This window comes from Streptomyces sp. TRM70350 (assembly GCF_019219825.1).
GTDB lineage: Bacteria > Actinomycetota > Actinomycetes > Streptomycetales > Streptomycetaceae > Streptomyces.
In genome coordinates, this window is record NZ_JAHUXH010000002.1 from 460,366 (window position 1) to 477,010 (window position 16,645).

A 16,645-nucleotide genomic window follows, 5' to 3' on the forward strand; every position below is an offset into this window, starting at 1 on the left:
AGAAACCGCACGGGTGACCGATGACTTCCGGCGCCGCCGTCGGTCCACCTCCCAGGACGCCACCACTGAGGAGCACCCATGAACGACCCGACCACCTTCGACCTCGGCCCGCAGACCCGGATCGTCGCGAGCCTCGCCGCCGGGGTGACCGACGAGCAGCTCGCGGACCCGACCCCCTGCCCGGACATGGCGGTGCGCAACCTGCTGGGGCACCTGGTGGGGCTCGCCGTCGCCTTCCGGGACGCCGGCCGCAAGGCCCTCGGCCCGACGACCGACACCAGCCCGGACGCGGCCGTGCCGGACGTCGGTCCCGGCTGGCGCGAGGAGCTGCCCAAGGTCCTCGACGAGCTCGCCGACGCCTGGCGCGACCCCGCCGCCTGGACCGGCATGACCCGCGCGGGCGGCGTGGACCTGCCCGGCGCGGTGGCGGGCGCGGTCGCGATCAACGAGCTGGTGATCCACGCCTGGGACCTCGCCCGCGCCACCGGACAGCCGTACGCCCCGGACCCGGCGGCGCTGCGGTCGTCGTACGACGTCCTCCTCGCCGCGGCCGACGAACCGGTCCGCGACGGCACCCTCTTCGGCCCGGTCGTCGCCGTCCCGGAGGACGCGCCCCTGCTGGACCGGGCGGTGGGGCTGAGCGGGCGGGATCCGGAGTGGACGCCCGGGGGTGAGAGCGCGAGTACCGTTCTCCGCCAGGTCTGAGGGCAAATCCCCACTTCCTTTGTCAGAGGCATTGACGAAACACAGAGGCGCTTCTACCTTCAACGCGTCATACTTCGTACGTCATATATGAGACGCGATACGCGATTCCCTACGGGACGCGAGATCCGATGACGCGGTCTCGACCCGAGACGCGAGATCCGAGAGGCGCGCATGACCTCTGTGCCCACGCCGATCCCCTCCCGCACGCAGTACGTGCTGGAGGAGATCAAACGCCGCATCCTCACCGGGCAGCTGACGCCCGGCCAGGCACTGGTGGAGACCGAGCTCGCCGCGCAGTTCGGGGTGTCGAAGACCCCGGTGCGGGAGGCACTCAAGACGCTCGCCGGGACCGGGCTGGTGGTGATGAACCAGTACAAGGGCGTCACCGTGCGCATGGTGGACGCGGACATGGCACGCGAGGTCTACGACGTGCGGCTGCTGCTGGAGCCGGAGGCACTGCGGCGCTCCGTCCGGCGCGGAGCCTCCCTCGACGCCGCGCGCGAGGCGCTGACCCGGGCCGACGACGCCACCGACACCGCGGAACGGTCGCTGGCCAACCGGGAGTTCCACCGCGCCCTGTACGTGCCGTGCGGCAACCCCCTGCTCGGCCGGATGCTCGACGAGGTCCGCGACCAGGCGGCCCTCGTCTCCGCCGTCGCCTGGGCCGCCGACCCGTCCTGGGAGCGGGAGGCCCATGAGCACCGCGAGATCCTGCGCCTGGCCCTGGAGGGGGACGCCGACGGCGCCGCACGCGCCCTCCACGCGCACATCGCGTCGTTCGTCGAGCGGGCCTTCCCGGACGCGGGGCCCATGGCCCATGGAGAGGACGGTCAGGAATGACAACGACGTTCGAGACCCACCGGGCGGCACTGGCCGACGTGGTGGCGATCCCGGTGACCCCGTTCGCCGAGGACGGCTCCGTCGACCCGGACGCCCACCGGGCCCTGCTGCGTCGTCTGCTCGACGGTGGGATCAGGACCCTCACCCCCAACGGCAACACCGGCGAGTTCTACGCCCTCGGTCCCCAAGAGCGCCAACTGATCACCGAGTTGACCGTCGACGAGGCCGGTGACCGCGCGGTGATCCTGGTCGGCGTCGGCCACGACGTGCCCACCGCCGTCGCCTCCGCCCGGCACGCCCGGGAGCAGGGCGCCCAGATGGTGATGGTGCATCAGCCCGTCCACCCGTACGTCTCGCAGAGCGGCTGGGTCGACTACCACCGCGCGATCGCCGAGGCCGTCCCCGAGCTGGGCGTCGTCCCGTACATCCGCAACGCGCAGCTGCACGGCGCCCGCCTCGCCGAACTCGCCGACGCCTGCCCCAACGTCATCGGCGTCAAGTACGCCGTCCCGGACGCGGCAAGGTTCGCCGCCTTCGCCCGGGACGCGGGCCTGGACCGGTTCGTGTGGGTGGCCGGCCTCGCCGAGCCGTACGCCCCCTCCTACTTCTCCGCGGGCGCCACCGGCTTCACCTCCGGCCTGGTGAACGTCGCCCCGTCCGTTTCGCTGAACATGATCGAAGCGCTTCGCTCCGGCGACTACCCGGCCGCGATGAAGGTCTGGGAACAGATCCGCCGCTTCGAGGAACTGCGTGCCGCGAACGGTTCCGCGAACAACGTCACCGTCGTCAAGGAGGCCCTCGCCTCCCTCGGGCTGTGCCGCCGCGAGGTCCGCCCGCCGAGCAAGCCGCTGCCGGAGAGCGAGCGCGCCGAGGTCGCCGCCATCGCCGCCGGGTGGTCGATATGACCGACAGGAGGACGACCGGCAGGAAGCGTCCGGAAGAGCTCAGAAGCCACCAGTGGTACGGCACGGAGGGCCTGCGGTCCTTCAGTCACCGCGCCCGCACCCGCCAGCTCGGCTATCTGCCCGAGGAACACCTGGGCAAGCCGGTCATCGCGATCCTCAACACCTGGTCCGACATCAACCCCTGCCATGTGCACCTCCGGGACCGCGCACAGGCGGTGAAACGGGGCGTGTGGCAGGCCGGGGGCTTCCCGCTCGAATTCCCGGTCGCCACGCTCAGTGAGACGTTCCAGAAGCCGACCCCCATGCTCTACCGCAACCTCCTCGCCATGGAGACCGAGGAGCTGCTGCGGTCGTACCCGGTCGACGGGGCGGTGCTGATGGGCGGCTGTGACAAGTCGACGCCCGCGCTGCTGATGGGCGCCGCCTCGGTGGACCTGCCGTCGGTGTTCGTGCCCGCCGGGCCCATGCTGCCGGGGCACTGGCGCAACGAGGTGCTGGGCTCCGGCACCGACATGTGGAAGTACTGGGACGACAAGCGGGCCGGGCTGATCGGCGACTGCGAGATGGCCGAGCTGGAGAGCGGGCTGGCCCGCTCGCCCGGTCACTGCATGACGATGGGTACCGCGTCCACCCTGACCGCCGCCGCGGAGGCGCTCGGCGTGACCGTGCCGGGCGCGTCCAGCATCCCCGCCGTGGACTCCGGGCACGACCGGATGGCCGCCGCGGCGGGCCTGCGGATCGTCGAACTGGTCCACCAGGGCCGCACGCTGAACGACATCCTCACCCGGGACGCCTTCGAGGACGCCGTCACCACCGTCCTCGGCCTCGGCGGCTCCACCAACGCCGTCATCCACCTGATCGCCATGGCGGGCCGGGCCGGAGTCAGGCTCACCCTCGACGACTTCGACCGCATCGCCCGTACGGTGCCGGTGCTCGCCAACGTACGGCCCGGCGGACAGACGTACCTGATGGAGGACTTCCACTTCGCGGGCGGCCTGCCCGGTTTCCTCTCCCGGATCCCGGACCTGCTCCACCTGGACCGGCCGACCGTCTCGTACGACACCCTGCGCGAGCAGATCGCCGGTGCCCAGGTGCACAACGACGACGTCATCCGGCCCCGCGACAACCCGGTCGCGTCCGAGGGCGGGGTCGCCGTGCTGCGCGGAAACCTCTGCCCGGACGGCGCCGTCATCAAGCACATCGCCGCCGAACCGCACCTGCTCAGGCACACCGGTTCCGCGGTCGTCTTCGACGACTACCGGCAGATGCAGCGGACCATCAACGACCCGTCCCTGAACATCACCGCGGACAGCGTGCTGGTGCTGCGGGGCGCCGGACCCAAGGGCGGTCCGGGCATGCCCGAGTACGGCATGCTCCCCATCCCCGACCACCTGCTGAAGCAGGGCGTGAGGGACATGGTGCGGATCTCCGACGCCCGGATGAGCGGCACGAGTTACGGCGCGTGCGTGCTGCACGTGGCGCCCGAGTCGCACGTCGGCGGACCGCTGGCCCTCGTCCGGACGGGGGACCTCATCACGCTCGACGTGGAGGCCCGGGCCCTTCGTCTCCACGTGGACGACGAGGAGCTGGAGCGCCGCAGGGCCGCGTGGACGCCGCCGCCCGTGCGCCACGAGCGCGGCTACGGCGCGCTCTACAACGAACAGATCACCCAGGCCGACACCGGCTGCGACTTCGAGTTCCTGGCCCGCCCGGGCAAGGTGCAGGACCCGTACGCCGGCTGAACCATCCCCAGCAGCAGCACCACCTCGCACAGCCCTGCACCAGCAGAAAGCGCTTCCTGCGCGCCGTACGAGAACGCCGTACCAGAACGCCGTACCTGAACGGAGAACAGTCATGGCCCAAGCCGCAGCCGTGGCGAAACCACCCGCGCCACCGGGGCGGCGCCGTGCCTCCGCCACGCCGCGCAGGCTGCCGTACCTGCTGATCGCCCCGGCGGCCGTCCTGATGCTGGGGTTCATCGCCTACCCGGTGCTCAGCGTCTTCTACTACAGCCTGCAGGAGTACAACCCCACCAAGCCGTGGCGAAACGGTTTCGCGGGCTTCGACAACTTTGTGCACGCGTTCACCGAGGACCCCATCTTCTGGGACACGCTGGTCTTCAGCGCGAAGTGGGTCGTCGTCGAGGTCGGCCTCCAGCTCCTCTTCGGCCTCGCCCTCGCCCTGATCGTCAACCAGACCTTCGTGGGCCGCGCGCTCGGGCGGGCGCTGGTCTTCTCCCCGTGGGCCGTCTCCGGCGTGCTGACCTCCGCGATCTGGGTGCTGCTCTACAACTCCCAGACCGGCATCACCCGTTACCTCGCCGACGTCGGCATCGGCTCCTACGGCACCAGCTGGCTGTCGGACACCGGAACCGTGTTCTGGGCCGCGATCGTCGCCGACCTGTGGCGCGGCGTGCCCTTCTTCGCGATCCTCATCCTCGCCGACCTGCAGTCCGTCTCGAAGGACCTGTACGAGGCCGCCGAGGTCGACGGCGCGAGCCGGCTCCAGCAGTTCTGGCACATCACGCTGCCGCACCTGAAGGACGCCATCGTGCTGTCCACACTGCTGCGCGCGGTGTGGGAGTTCAACAACGTCGACCTGCTCTACACGCTCACCGGTGGCGGACCGGCCGGCGTGACCACCACCCTCCCGCTCTACATCGCCAACACCAGCGTCGACGCCCATGACTTCGGCTACGCGTCGGCCCTGACCACGGTCGCGTTCGTGATCCTGCTCTTCTGCTCGATCGCCTATCTGCGGCTGAGCAAGTTCGGAGGTGAGGACAAGTGAGCACCACCAAGGAGGCCCCCGTGGTCGCGCCCGCTCCCCGGCGCGCGGCCTTCGAGCCGCCGCGTCCGGCGAGGAAGACGCGCCGCTCCTGGGACGAGGCCCCGCGCTGGCAGATCTACCTGCCGCTGTCGCTCTACCTCGTCTTCACCCTGATCCCGTTCTACTGGATCCTGCTCTTCGCCCTGCGCCCGGCGGGCTCCACCTCCCTCGTCCCCTGGCCGATGACCTTCGACCACTTCGAGAAGGTCTGGACGGAGCGAAGCTTCGGCACCTACTTCCAGAACAGCGTGTACGTCGGTGTCGCCACCCTGCTGCTGACCACCGTCGTCGCCCTGGCCGGCGGCTACGCGCTCGCCCGGTTCAACTTCCGGGTCAAGCGGGCGTTCATGCTCGGCCTGCTCTGCTCCCAGTTCGTGCCCGGAGCGCTGCTGCTGGTGCCGCTGTTCGAGATCTTCGCCGAGCTGCAGATGATCAACTCGCTGGGCAGCGTCATCATCGCGGAGACGGTCTTCCAGCTCCCGCTGTCGATGATCCTGATCAGCAACTTCATCAAGAACGTGCCGTACTCCCTGGAGGAGGCGGCCTGGGTCGACGGCTGCAACCGCATGACCGCCTTCCGGGTCGTCGTGCTGCCGCTGCTGCGGCCCGGGCTGATCGCGGTCGGTTCCTTCGCCTTCGTGCACTCCTGGAACCACTTCCTGTTCGCCCTGATGTTCCTCAACAACCAGCAGAAGCAGACCATCCCCGTCGGCCTCAACACCCTGATGAGCGCGGACAGTGTCGACCTGGGAGCCCTTGCCGCGGGCGGCATCATCGCCGCGGTGCCGGTGGTGATCGTGTTCGCCTTCATCCAGAAGTGGCTGATCACGGGCTTCAGCGCGGGGGCGGTGAAGGGATGAGGCTGCGCCGGATCGCCTTGCTGACAGCCCTGTTGGGAGTGCTCTGCGTCCCCGCTCACGCCGACGACGCCCGTGACATCAGCCGCGACACCCTCGACCCGAACGACGGCTGGGCGGCGGCCGACGGCGGAACCACGGGGGGTTCCACCGCCGACGAAGCCCACGTCTTCACCGTACGCAACCGGAGTGAGCTGGTGCGCGCCCTCGACGGCGGCAGTGACACACCGAAGATCATCCGCATCGCCGGGACCATCGACGCCAACACCGACGACCGGGGCCGCCCCCTGGACTGCGCCGACTACACCACCGACGGCTACAGCCTGCGCACGTACCTCGCGGCCTACGACCCCCGTACCTGGGGCTCCGCCAAGCCGTCCGGCCCGCAGGAGGAGGCCCGCCGGGCGTCCGCCGCCCGTCAGGCCGAGCGCGTCGTGCTGCGGGTCGGCTCCAACACCACGATCGTCGGCCTCGGCCGGAACGCCGTCCTCAAGGGCGCCAGCCTGCAGATCAGCGACGCGGACAACGTCATCGTCCGCAACCTCGAACTCCGCGACGCCTATGACTGCTTCCCCGTCTGGCAACCCAACACCGGCGGCCTCGGCGACTGGAAGGCGGCCTACGACAACCTCTGGCTGCGCGGCGCCACCCACGTCTGGATCGACCACGTCACCGCCTCCGACAAGGGCCACCCGGACGCCGACGAGCCGACCTACTTCGCCCGCACCTACCTGCGCCACGACGGCCTGCTGGACATCACCAACGCCTCCGACCTGGTCACCGTCTCCTGGAGCCGGTTCGCCGACCACGACAAGGCGATGCTCATCGGCAACGGCGACTCGGCCACGGGCGACCGGGGCAGGCTGCGGGTCACCCTGCACCACAACGAGTTCGACTCCGTGGTCCAGCGCGCCCCCCGGGTCCGCTTCGGACAGGTGCACCTCTACAACAACCGCTACGTCGTCCCCGCCGACGCCCACGACTACCGCTACTCGATCGGCGTCGGCACCGAATCGGCCGTCCACGCCGAGAACAACGCCTTCACCACCCCCGGCCACATCGAGGCCGCCGACCTGGTCAAGAGCTGGAACGGCAGCGCCCTGCACCAGAGCGGAACCACCTTCAACGGCTACCCGGTCGACCTGCTCGCGATCCACAACGCCTACAACTCGGGCAGTGAACGCGATCTGACCGCCGACGTCGGCTGGACACCCACCCTCCATGGAAGGATCGACAGCGCCGAGCGGGCCGACCGAGAGGTGGCGCGCGGCGCGGGCGCGGGGAGGATCCCATGACCATACCTGTCGTACTCGCCGGTGCCCGCGGCCACGGCCGCTGGCACGTGGCCAACATCCGCCGCCTGCAGGAGAAGGGCCTGGTCCGGCTCGCGGGCATCTGCGAGCTGACCCCGCTCACCGAGGAGGAGTTCGGCGGCGAACTCCCGCCCCAGTCCGCCGACTTCGGCGCTCTGCTCGACGCCACCGGGGCGCGGGTCGCCGTCATCTGCACGCCCATCCCCACCCACACCGACCTCGCGTTGACGGCCGCCCGCGCAGGCGTGCACATCCTGCTGGAGAAGCCCCCGGCCCCCTCCTACGCGGAGTTCCGCCGGATGGCCGACGGGGTCGCCGAGGCGGGGGTCGTCTGTCAGATCGGGTTCCAGTCGCTCGGCTCGCACGCCGTGCCCGCGATCCACCAACTGGTCGCCGACGGGACCATCGGCGCGGTGGCCGGGGTCGGCGGGGCCGGCGCGTGGGCGCGCGACGAGGCGTACTACCGGCGGGCGCCCTGGGCGGGCCGGCGCCGGATGAACGGCGCCGACGTGATCGACGGGGCGCTCACCAACCCGCTCGCGCACGCCGTCGCCACCGCCCTCACGCTGAGCGGCGCCACCCGCGCGGAGGACGTCACCGCCATCGAGACCGAGCTGTGGCGGGCCAACGCGATCGAGGCCGACGACACCTCCTGCGTCCGGATCACCACCGCCCAGGGCCGCCCGGTCACCGTCGCCGCGACCCTGTGCGCCGAGCGGCCGGACGAACCGTACGTCCTGGTGCACGGCAGCCGGGGCCGGATCACCTTCTGGTACAAGCAGGACCGCGTGCTGCTCCAGCGGGCGGACCACGGCCCGGAGGAGTACGAGTACGGCCGCACCGACCTGCTGGAGAACCTCGTCGCGCACCTGACCACCGGGGCGGAGCTGCTCGTCACCCCCGACGAGACGGGCGCCTTCATGAAGGTCGTCGAGGCGATCCGGCAGGCCCCCGACCCGGCCCCGCTGCCGGACACCGCCTGGCACCGCGTCCCCGACGAGAACCGCCGTGTGGTGCCCGGCGTCGACGGACTCGTCGCGGCCGCCGCCGACACCCTCTCCCTCTACTCCGAGCTGGGCACCCCCTGGGCCCCGCCCGTGGAGCGCCGTCAGAAAGAGGTGAGCGCTCGATGACCAGCAACGACACCGCGCTGCTGCGTGTGGCGGGCCGCCCGGTCGGCCGGTACGTCACCCGGCCCGAGCTCCCGGCCCGGCTCTCCCCGCGCCCCTATCTGCACCCCGTCACCACCCTGTCCGGCACGGCGGTCACCGAGCTGACCCCCGCCGACCACCCCCACCACCTCGGCGTCGGTGTCGCCGTTCCCGACGTCGAGGGGCACAACTTCTGGGGCGGGCGCACCTTCGTCCGCGACCAGGGCCCGACCGAGCTCGACAACCACGGCGCCCAGCGCCACCTCGCCTTCCAGCTCCGCGACCCCGACGGCTTCGTCGAGGAGCTGCGCTGGATGGCCGCCGGAGCGGAGCTGCTGCGCGAGCGCCGTACCGTCTCCGCGAGCGAACTCACCGACACCGCCTGGGCGTTGGACTTCACCTTCGCCCTCACCAACACCACCTCCCGCTCCCTGTCGATCGGCAGCCCCGCCACCAACGGGCGCCCCGGAGCGGCCTACGGCGGCTTCTTCTGGCGGGCGCGGAAGGAGGCATCGGCACCGGAGGCGTTCACCGCCGAGGCCGAGGGCGAGTCGGACGTGCACGGCACCCGCGCCGACTGGGTGGCCCTGAGCGGAGCCGAGAGCGGGAGAAGCTGGACGCTGGTCCTCGCTGGTGCCACGGACGCCACCCGCCGCGACCCGTGGTTCGTCCGCACCGCCGAGTATCCGGGCGTCGGCTCCTCCCTCGCCCACGACGAACGGCTGCCGATCCCGCCCGGCGACACCGTCGTCCGCAGGATCGTCACCGTCGTCGCCGACGGCCGCCTCACCCGCGACGAGGCCACGGCCCTGGTCCGCAAGGCGGTGACCCAGTGAGCGCGGAACCCACGGACACCGTGTACCGGAACCCGATCCTCGACGCCGACTGGTCCGACCCGGACATCGTCCGCGTCGGCGACGACTTCTACCTCACCGCGTCCAGCTTCGGCCGCGTCCCCGGCCTGCCCCTGCTGCACTCCCGCGACCTGGTCAACTGGACCCTGGTCGGCCACGCCCTGGACCGGCTGGAACCGGCGAGCGCCTTCGCGACGCCCCGCCACGACTGCGGCGTCTGGGCACCCGCCCTGAGGCATCACGCCGACCGTTTCTGGATCTTCTGGGGCGACCCCGACCAGGGCGTCTACCAGGTCAACGCCCCCGGGATACGCGGCCCCTGGACCCGCCCGCACCTGCTGAAGCCGGGCAAGGGCCTGATCGACCCCTGCCCCCTGTGGGACGACGAGACCGGCGAGGCCTACCTCGTGCACGCCTGGGCCAAGTCCCGCTCCGGCGTCAAGAACCGCCTCACCGGCCACCGGATGCACCCCGACGGCACCTCCCTGCTCGACGAGGGTAAGCTGATCGTCGACGGCGACCGCATCCCCGGCTGGTTCACCCTCGAAGGCCCCAAGCTCTACCAACACGACGGCTGGTTCTGGATCCTGGCCCCCGCGGGCGGCGTGGAGACCGGCTGGCAGGGCGCGTTCCGCTCCCGCGAGTTCTTCGGGCCGTACGAGGAGAAGGTCGTCCTGGAACAGAAGGACACCGACGTCAACGGACCGCACCAGGGCGGCTGGGTCCGCACGCCGTCCGGTGAGGACTGGTTCGTGCACTTCCAGCAGCGGGGCGCGTACGGCCGGGTCATCCACCTCCAGCCGATGCGCTGGGACGCCGACGGCTGGCCGGTGCTCGGTGACGACGGCGCCCCCGTCGCCGTACACCCACGCCCCGACCTGCCGCCGCAGCCGCCCGCCGCGCCCGCCACCGACGACGACTTCCCCGGCGGACGGTACGGCCGCCAGTGGCAGTGGACCGCCAACCAGCGCGACGGCTGGGCCACCCAGCACTCCGGCGACGGGCTCCGGCTGACCTGCGTCCGCTCGGCCGACGCGCACGACCTGCGCAAGGTGCCGAACGTCCTCACCCAGCGGCTGCCCGGGACGCCGGTCGCCGTCGAGGTGGAGCTGCGGCTCGACAGCGCGGAGCCGGGGGCGAGGGCCGGGCTGGCGGTGCTGGGGGACGCGTTCAGCTGGATCGGGTTGCAGCGGGGGACCGACGGGACGGTCCACCTGGTGCACCGGTTCGCGGAAGCGGTGGCGGAGGGAGAGCGGGACGCCGACCGTCCGCGGCTCGCCCCCGAGGGTCGGGCGCGGCTGCGGATCGAGATCGGGGCCGGGGCGCGGTGTCGTTTCCACTACGACCTCGGCGACGGGCCGCGTCCCTCCGGCCAGGTCTTCGCCGCCACGCCGTGGCGGTGGGTCGGCGCCCTGCTCGGCCTCTTCGCCCTCGCGCCCGGGGAGGCGCAGGGGCACGCCGGAGCCGCTGTGTTCACGCAGTTCCGCCTCACCGCCATGTGAAGTCACCCCGTCCGCACCCCTGTGGGAGCCGCAATGACGTACCTCCGTAGCAAGCGCTTGCCAGGAGCGGGCAGAGCCCTGGCCGCCGTCCTGGGCCTGGCCGTCGCCCTCGGCCTCGGCACGGTGACCGAGGCGCACGGCACCGGCCCCGCCGCCCCGGTGGCCGACCGCTTCACCGACCGGCCGCACGGCTTCGCGTCCCTCGCCGGCGGCACCACCGGCGGGGCGGGCGGCAAGGTCGTGACCGTCCGCGACCAGGCCTCGCTGGCCCGGTACGTGGCCGCGGACGAGCCGTACGTCATCCGGGTGGCCGGGTCGATCGCCGTCGCACCGTTCGGCTCCGACATCGTGGTCGGGTCGAACAAGACCATCATCGGCGTCGGCGACACCGGCGAGATCGTCCACGGCGAACTGCACCTCAACCCCGGCACGCACAACGTCATCATCCGCAACCTGACGATCCGTGACTCGTACGTCGAGGGCGACTGGGACGGCAAGACCACCGACTTCGACGCCATCCAGATGGACTCCGTGCACCACGTCTGGATCGATCACAACCACCTCACCCACATGGGCGACGGGCTGCTCGACATCCGCAAGGACAGTCAGTACATCACCGTCTCCTACAACCGGTTCAGCAACCACAACAAGGCGCTCGGCATCGGCTGGACGACCAACGCGCTGACGCAGATCACCATCGACCACAACTGGTTCACCGGCACCAAGCAGCGCAACCCGTCCGCCGACAACTGCGCCTACGCACACCTGTACAACAACTACCTCTCGGCGCAGGTGGCCGACGGCGACCCGGTGTGGACGTACGGGAGCTGGGCGCGCGGCCGCACCAGGATGGTGATCGAGAACGGTTACTACGACGGCGTCCAGCATCCCCACCAGGCCGACGCCACGGCCGAGTTGGTGGAACGCGGGTCGATCCTGCGGAACACCAGCGGGCGGCACGACGAGTGGGGCGCCGCGTTCGACCCGCGGGACTTCTACGACTACCGGCTGGACCCGGCCGCCGCCGTGCCCGCGATCGTGAAGCGGTTCTCCGGGCCGCAGCAACGGATCGGTGCCGTCGTGCTGCGGGTGCCGGGCGACTATCCGACCGTGCAGTCCGCCGTCGACGCCGTGCCGGACGGAAACGACGTGGCGGTGACGATCGCGGTGGCGCCGGGGACGTACCGGGAGAAGGTCCTCATCCCGGCGAGCAAGCCGAACATCGTGCTGGAGGGCACCGGACGGAAGCGGTCCGACACCGTCATCGTCCACGACACGCCCGCCGCGTACGGCGGCTCCACCGGGAGCGCCACCGTGCGGATCGCCGCGCACGACGTCACCGCGCGCAACCTCACCTTCAGCAACGACTTCGACGAGGCCGCGCACGAGCTCAACGGCGAGCAGGCGCTGGCGATGAAGACGACCGGTGACCGGATCGTCTTCGAGAACACGGCCTTCCTGGGCAACCAGGACACCCTGATGACCGACAGCCCGAACCTCACCACCGTCAGCCGGGTCTACCTGCGCGACTCCTACATCGAGGGCGATGTCGACTTCGTCTACGGACGGGCCACGACCGTCATCGAGCGGTCGGTGATCCGGGCGCTGAGCCGCGGTTCGCTGACCAACAACGGTTACGTGACCGCCGCCTCGACCTGGAAGGGCAACCCGTACGGATTCCTGATCACCCGGTCGAGGATCGTGAGCGACGCGCCCGCCGGGACCTTCCACCTCGGACGGCCCTGGCATCCGGGCGGTGAACCGGACGCCGTCGCCCAGGTTCTCATCCGTGACACCGAGCTGCCCGCCGCCATCAAGGCCTCGCCGTGGACCGACATGAGCGGCTTCTCGTGGAAGGACGCGCGGTTCGCGGAGTACCGGAACTTCGGGCCGGGGGCCGCGGTGACCGCCGACCGGCCGCAGCTGGACGACGACGCGGCGCGCGCCCACACGGTCGCCGCCTATCTGCGCGGTACGGACGGCTGGGCACCGCACACCCGCCACCACTGACCCCCCGCCTCACTCTCCGTTGGATCCAGAAGAAGAGAGCCGACCAATGAAGATCAGCATGCTCAGAAACAGCACCGGCAGGCGGCGTACGCCGGCCGCCGTCGCCCTGGGCGCCGTGCTCGCGCTGACCGCCACCGCCTGCGGCGACGACGGCAGCGGGGCGGGCGGCGACAGCGGCGCCGAGGGCAGCGGCACCGGAAAGATCGTCTTCTGGGACAACAATGGCGGTGTCCGCACCGACATCTGGAAGGAGATCATCGCCGACTTCGAGACGGCGAACCCGGACATCGACGTCGAGTACGTGGGCATCGCCTCCACCGAGTACCAGTCCAAGGTCGACACCGCCATCCAGGGCGGCGGACTGCCCGACGTCGGCGGGGTCGGCGCGGCGATGCTCGCCGGGTTCGCCGCGCAGGGCGCGCTGGAGCCGCTGGACGAGCGGCTCGCCAGTTCGTCGCTGAACGGCAAGCTCAACAAGGACATGGTCGCGTCCCTGAAGGCCGCGGGCGGGGGCGACGAGACGCTCTACTCGATTCCGACCTCCGCCAACAACGGTGTGCTGTACTACCGCACCGACCTCTTCGAGAAGGCGGGGCTGGAGGAGCCGACCACCTGGGACGCCTTCTACAAGGCCGCTGAGGAACTCACCGACGCGGGCAAGAACGAGTTCGGCTACACCATCCGGGGTGGCGCGGGATCCATCGCCCAGGCGCTGGACGCGATGTACGGGCAGTCGGGGATCACGTCCTTCTGGGACGCGAGCGGTGAGAAGACCACCGTGAACGACCCGAAGAACGTCGAGGCGCTGGAGAAGTACGCCGGGCTGTACAAGAGGGTCACTCCGGCCGCCGACCTCAACAACGACTTCACCAAGATGGTGGCCCAGTGGGACTCCGGCACGATCGGGATGCTGAACCACAACCTGGGCTCGTACCAGGATCACGTGAAGGCGCTCGGCGTCGACAAGTTCCGGGGTATTCCGCAGCCGACCGGGCCCGGGGGCAAGCGGGTCCAGGTGTCCAACCCCGTGGACGGGCTGGGGCTGTTCAAGAGTTCCAAGAACAAGGAAGCCGCGTGGAAGTTCATCGAGTTCGCCACCTCGCACGAGGAGAACTCGAAGTTCAACAAGGCGGCGGGGCAGGTGCCGTCACACACCGAAGCGGCGAAGGACGCGTGGATCTCCGAGGCCGAGCCGACGAAACTGGCCGCGCAGGCGCTGGGTGACGGTTCCACGACCATTGTGCAGCTGCCGTACTACCTGCCGGACTGGAACACGATTTCCAAGGCGGAGAACGAGCCGAACTTCCAGAAGGTGCTGCTGGGGGACATGAGTGCCAAGGAATTTCTGGACACTCTGGCCGATCAGTTGAACGAGGCTCAGGCCGAATGGACGGAACAGAACGGCTGAGAGCTCGGGTGGTTTTCGTTGTGGGGGACTGCGGGTCCGTTGAGGCTGGTCGCGCAGCTCCCCGCCCCCCTGGGGCAATTCCCTCAACGCCTGTTTGAAAGGATCCCTTGTGTCTCTTACCCGCAGACAGGTCGGCGTGGCGGCCGTTGCCGCCGTCCCTCTCGCCTTCGCGGCGCAGGGCACCGCCCAGGCCGCTCGCCGACCTCGCACTCTCTACATCGCCGGTGACTCCACCGCCGCCCAGAAGTACGCCGACGCCGCCCCCGAGACCGGGTGGGGCATGGCGCTTCCCTTCTTCCTCCGCAAGCACCTTCCCGTCGCCAATCACGCCGTGAACGGGCGGAGTTCCAAGAGCTTCGTCGATGAAGGGCGGCTTGAGGTGATTCTCGGTGAGATCCGGCCGGGAGACTTCCTGCTGATCCAGTTCGCGCACAACGACGAGAAGGTCAACGACCCGGCCCGGTACACCGAGCCCTGGAGCACCTACCAGGACCATCTGCGGCTGTACGTCGACGGGGCGCGGGCCCGTGGTGCGCGGCCGGTGCTGGTCACGCCCGTCGAGCGGCGGAGGTTCGACGCGGCGGGCAACGCCGTGCCGAGTCACGGCGACTATCCGGCGGCGATGCGGGCGCTGGCCGAGGAGGAGGGCGTCGCCCTGCTCGACGTCCAGGCCCTGTCGCTGGCGTTGTGGCAGGAGCTGGGGGTCGAGGGAACCAAGGCGTACTTCAACTGGACCGAGACCGAGCAGGACAACACGCACTTCAATCCGCCGGGCGCGATCGCCGTGGCCCGGCTCGTGGCGCGGGAGCTGCTGCGCACGCGGGTGCTCGCGCCGCGGGACGTGCGCCGGCTGGACGAGGGGATTCCCGAGTCCTGGATCACCTGGCCGGAGGCCGCCGCGTAACGCGAACACCGTCCCCGACAAGAAAAGAGAGCCGCACAGTGAACAGACGGAAGTGGCATGGGCGTGCCATCAGTATGGCCGTGGTCGGCTGTACCGCCCTCGCGCTGACGGTCACCGGTACGACGGCCCAGGCGCACCCCTCCCGTGACCTCGCCCGGCAGACCCTCCCGGCGAACGACGGCTGGGCGTCGCACGGGGCCGGCACCACCGGCGGGGCCGCCGCCGACGCCGATCACGTGTACACCGTCCGCACCTGGGCCGAGTTCAGGCAGGCGCTCGCGGACGGCGGTGACGCGCCGAAGATCATCAAGGTCAAGGGCATGATCGACGCAGTGTCCGAGGGGTGCGACGCGTTCGCCGCCAAGGGATACGACTTCCAGCAGTACCTCGCCGACTACGACCCGGCCGTCTGGGGCCACGACACCCCGGTCAGCGGCGAGCAGGAGGAGCTGCGCGACGCGTCGGCCGACAACCAGGCCAAGGCCATCACCGCGAACATCCCCTCCAACACCACCATCGTCGGCGTTGGCAAGAACGCCGGGATCCTCGGCGGCAGCCTGCAGATCAAAGGCGTCGACAACGTCATTCTGCGCAACCTGACCATCGAGGCCCCGATCGACTGCTTCCCCCAGTGGGACCCGACCGACGACACCAAGACCGGTGCCTGGAACTCCGACTACGACACGGTCGTGGTCCGCGGCTCCACCCATGTGTGGATCGACCACAACACGCTCACCGACGGCCGCTACCCCGACAGTTCGCTGCCGTCCTACTTCGGCAAGATCTACCAGCAGCACGACGGCCTGGTCGACATCGTGCGCGGCGCCAACTACGTCACGGTGTCGTGGAACTCCTTCGAGGACCACGACAAGACCATGCTGATCGGGGGCGGCGACAGCCACGGCGCCGACGACCGGGGCAAGCTCAAGGTCACGCTCCACCACAACCGCTTCGAGGGCATCGTCGAGCGCGCGCCGCGCGTCCGGTACGGCCAGGTCGACGCCTACAACAACCACTTCGCCGTGACGAAGGACCAGAAGTACGCCTACACCTTCGGCATCGGCATCGAATCCAGGCTGTACGCGACGCACAACGCGTTCTCGCTGCCGCCCGGTGTCAGCGCCGCCCAGACGCTGAAGAGGTGGAACGACGCGCCGCTCACCGCCGAGAACAACTACGTCAACGGCCGGCTCACCGATCTGATCGCCGTGCACAACGCGGAGATCCCCGGTGAGACCCTCCAGCGCGGCGCGGGCTGGACGCCCACGCTGCGGACGAAGGTCCACCCGCCGAAGGCGATTCCCGCGATCGTCGGCCACCACGCGGGCGCGGGCCGACTGCGCTGACGCCGCACGGCCCACGGACCG

14 protein-coding genes are annotated in these 16,645 nt (G+C 70.4%); all 14 read left to right on the top strand.

Features of this window, described 5'->3' with window-relative positions:
• Positions 1-78: 78 nt before the first annotated feature.
• The 14 genes from KWI83_RS05415 to KWI83_RS05480 all read left to right on the top strand — a co-directional run bounded on the left by KWI83_RS05415 (position 79) and on the right by KWI83_RS05480 (position 16,624).
• Positions 79-705: a TIGR03086 family metal-binding protein gene (locus KWI83_RS05415; RefSeq protein WP_218513103.1), complete on the top strand. Its 627-nt coding sequence runs from the start codon at positions 79-81 to the stop codon at positions 703-705.
• Between the two features lie 171 nt (positions 706-876).
• Positions 877-1,545, top strand: coding sequence for a GntR family transcriptional regulator (locus tag KWI83_RS05420; RefSeq protein WP_218513104.1), 669 nt, complete (start codon positions 877-879; stop codon positions 1,543-1,545).
• A complete protein-coding gene (locus KWI83_RS05425) occupies positions 1,542-2,450 on the top strand; it encodes a dihydrodipicolinate synthase family protein (RefSeq protein ID WP_218513105.1) in 909 nt (302 codons plus the stop codon). The genes KWI83_RS05420 and KWI83_RS05425 overlap by 4 nt, the downstream gene beginning before the upstream one ends.
• Entirely contained in the window at positions 2,447-4,192 is a 1,746-nt protein-coding gene (gene araD, locus KWI83_RS05430; RefSeq protein ID WP_218513106.1) for an L-arabinonate dehydratase, read from the top strand. The genes KWI83_RS05425 and araD overlap by 4 nt, the downstream gene beginning before the upstream one ends.
• A gap of 112 nt (positions 4,193-4,304) precedes the next feature.
• Complete coding sequence (locus KWI83_RS05435; RefSeq protein WP_218513107.1) at positions 4,305-5,240, top strand: carbohydrate ABC transporter permease; 936 nt, start codon at positions 4,305-4,307, stop codon at positions 5,238-5,240.
• The gene (locus KWI83_RS05440) at positions 5,237-6,139 is read left to right on the top strand and encodes a carbohydrate ABC transporter permease (RefSeq protein WP_218513108.1); all 903 of its coding nucleotides are present in this window, start codon (positions 5,237-5,239) and stop codon (positions 6,137-6,139) included. The genes KWI83_RS05435 and KWI83_RS05440 overlap by 4 nt, the downstream gene beginning before the upstream one ends.
• Positions 6,136-7,431 (top strand): polysaccharide lyase family 1 protein, encoded by a 1,296-nt coding sequence (locus KWI83_RS05445; protein ID WP_218513109.1) that lies wholly within the window; start codon positions 6,136-6,138, stop codon positions 7,429-7,431. The genes KWI83_RS05440 and KWI83_RS05445 overlap by 4 nt, the downstream gene beginning before the upstream one ends.
• Positions 7,428-8,582, top strand: coding sequence for a Gfo/Idh/MocA family protein (locus tag KWI83_RS05450; protein ID WP_218513110.1), 1,155 nt, complete (start codon positions 7,428-7,430; stop codon positions 8,580-8,582). The genes KWI83_RS05445 and KWI83_RS05450 overlap by 4 nt, the downstream gene beginning before the upstream one ends.
• The gene (locus KWI83_RS05455; protein WP_218513111.1) at positions 8,579-9,436 is read left to right on the top strand and encodes a PmoA family protein; all 858 of its coding nucleotides are present in this window, start codon (positions 8,579-8,581) and stop codon (positions 9,434-9,436) included. Before KWI83_RS05450 ends, KWI83_RS05455 begins: the two co-directional genes overlap by 4 nt.
• Complete coding sequence (locus tag KWI83_RS05460) at positions 9,433-10,956, top strand: glycoside hydrolase 43 family protein (RefSeq protein WP_218513112.1); 1,524 nt, start codon at positions 9,433-9,435, stop codon at positions 10,954-10,956. Before KWI83_RS05455 ends, KWI83_RS05460 begins: the two co-directional genes overlap by 4 nt.
• A gap of 33 nt (positions 10,957-10,989) precedes the next feature.
• A complete protein-coding gene (locus tag KWI83_RS05465) occupies positions 10,990-12,966 on the top strand; it encodes a pectinesterase family protein (RefSeq protein ID WP_218513113.1) in 1,977 nt (658 codons plus the stop codon).
• 46 nt (positions 12,967-13,012) lie between these two features.
• On the top strand, positions 13,013-14,374 hold the full coding sequence (locus tag KWI83_RS05470) for a sugar ABC transporter substrate-binding protein (protein WP_218513114.1): 1,362 nt from the start codon (positions 13,013-13,015) through the stop codon (positions 14,372-14,374).
• Between the two features lie 109 nt (positions 14,375-14,483).
• Positions 14,484-15,278, top strand: a complete 795-nt coding sequence (locus KWI83_RS05475) for a rhamnogalacturonan acetylesterase (protein WP_218513115.1) — start codon at positions 14,484-14,486, stop codon at positions 15,276-15,278.
• Between the two features lie 74 nt (positions 15,279-15,352).
• Entirely contained in the window at positions 15,353-16,624 is a 1,272-nt protein-coding gene (locus KWI83_RS05480; RefSeq protein ID WP_256361862.1) for a pectate lyase, read from the top strand.
• Positions 16,625-16,645: the final 21 nt, after the last annotated feature.

Excerpts from the sequence above, each read along its gene's own strand:
- KWI83_RS05415 (WP_218513103.1), top strand. The coding sequence starts at position 79 with ATGAACGACCCGACCACCTTCGACCTCGGCCCGCAGACCCGGATCGTC.
- KWI83_RS05425 (WP_218513105.1), top strand. The coding sequence starts at position 1,542 with ATGACAACGACGTTCGAGACCCACCGGGCGGCACTGGCCGACGTGGTG.
- KWI83_RS05455 (WP_218513111.1), top strand. The coding sequence starts at position 8,579 with ATGACCAGCAACGACACCGCGCTGCTGCGTGTGGCGGGCCGCCCGGTC.
- KWI83_RS05480 (WP_256361862.1), top strand. The coding sequence starts at position 15,353 with ATGGCCGTGGTCGGCTGTACCGCCCTCGCGCTGACGGTCACCGGTACG.
- KWI83_RS05445 (WP_218513109.1), top strand. The coding sequence starts at position 6,136 with ATGAGGCTGCGCCGGATCGCCTTGCTGACAGCCCTGTTGGGAGTGCTC.
- araD (WP_218513106.1), top strand. The coding sequence starts at position 2,447 with ATGACCGACAGGAGGACGACCGGCAGGAAGCGTCCGGAAGAGCTCAGA.
- KWI83_RS05420 (WP_218513104.1), top strand. The coding sequence starts at position 877 with ATGACCTCTGTGCCCACGCCGATCCCCTCCCGCACGCAGTACGTGCTG.
- KWI83_RS05465 (WP_218513113.1), top strand. The coding sequence starts at position 10,990 with ATGACGTACCTCCGTAGCAAGCGCTTGCCAGGAGCGGGCAGAGCCCTG.
- KWI83_RS05470 (WP_218513114.1), top strand. The coding sequence starts at position 13,013 with ATGAAGATCAGCATGCTCAGAAACAGCACCGGCAGGCGGCGTACGCCG.
- KWI83_RS05450 (WP_218513110.1), top strand. The coding sequence starts at position 7,428 with ATGACCATACCTGTCGTACTCGCCGGTGCCCGCGGCCACGGCCGCTGG.
- KWI83_RS05435 (WP_218513107.1), top strand. The coding sequence starts at position 4,305 with ATGGCCCAAGCCGCAGCCGTGGCGAAACCACCCGCGCCACCGGGGCGG.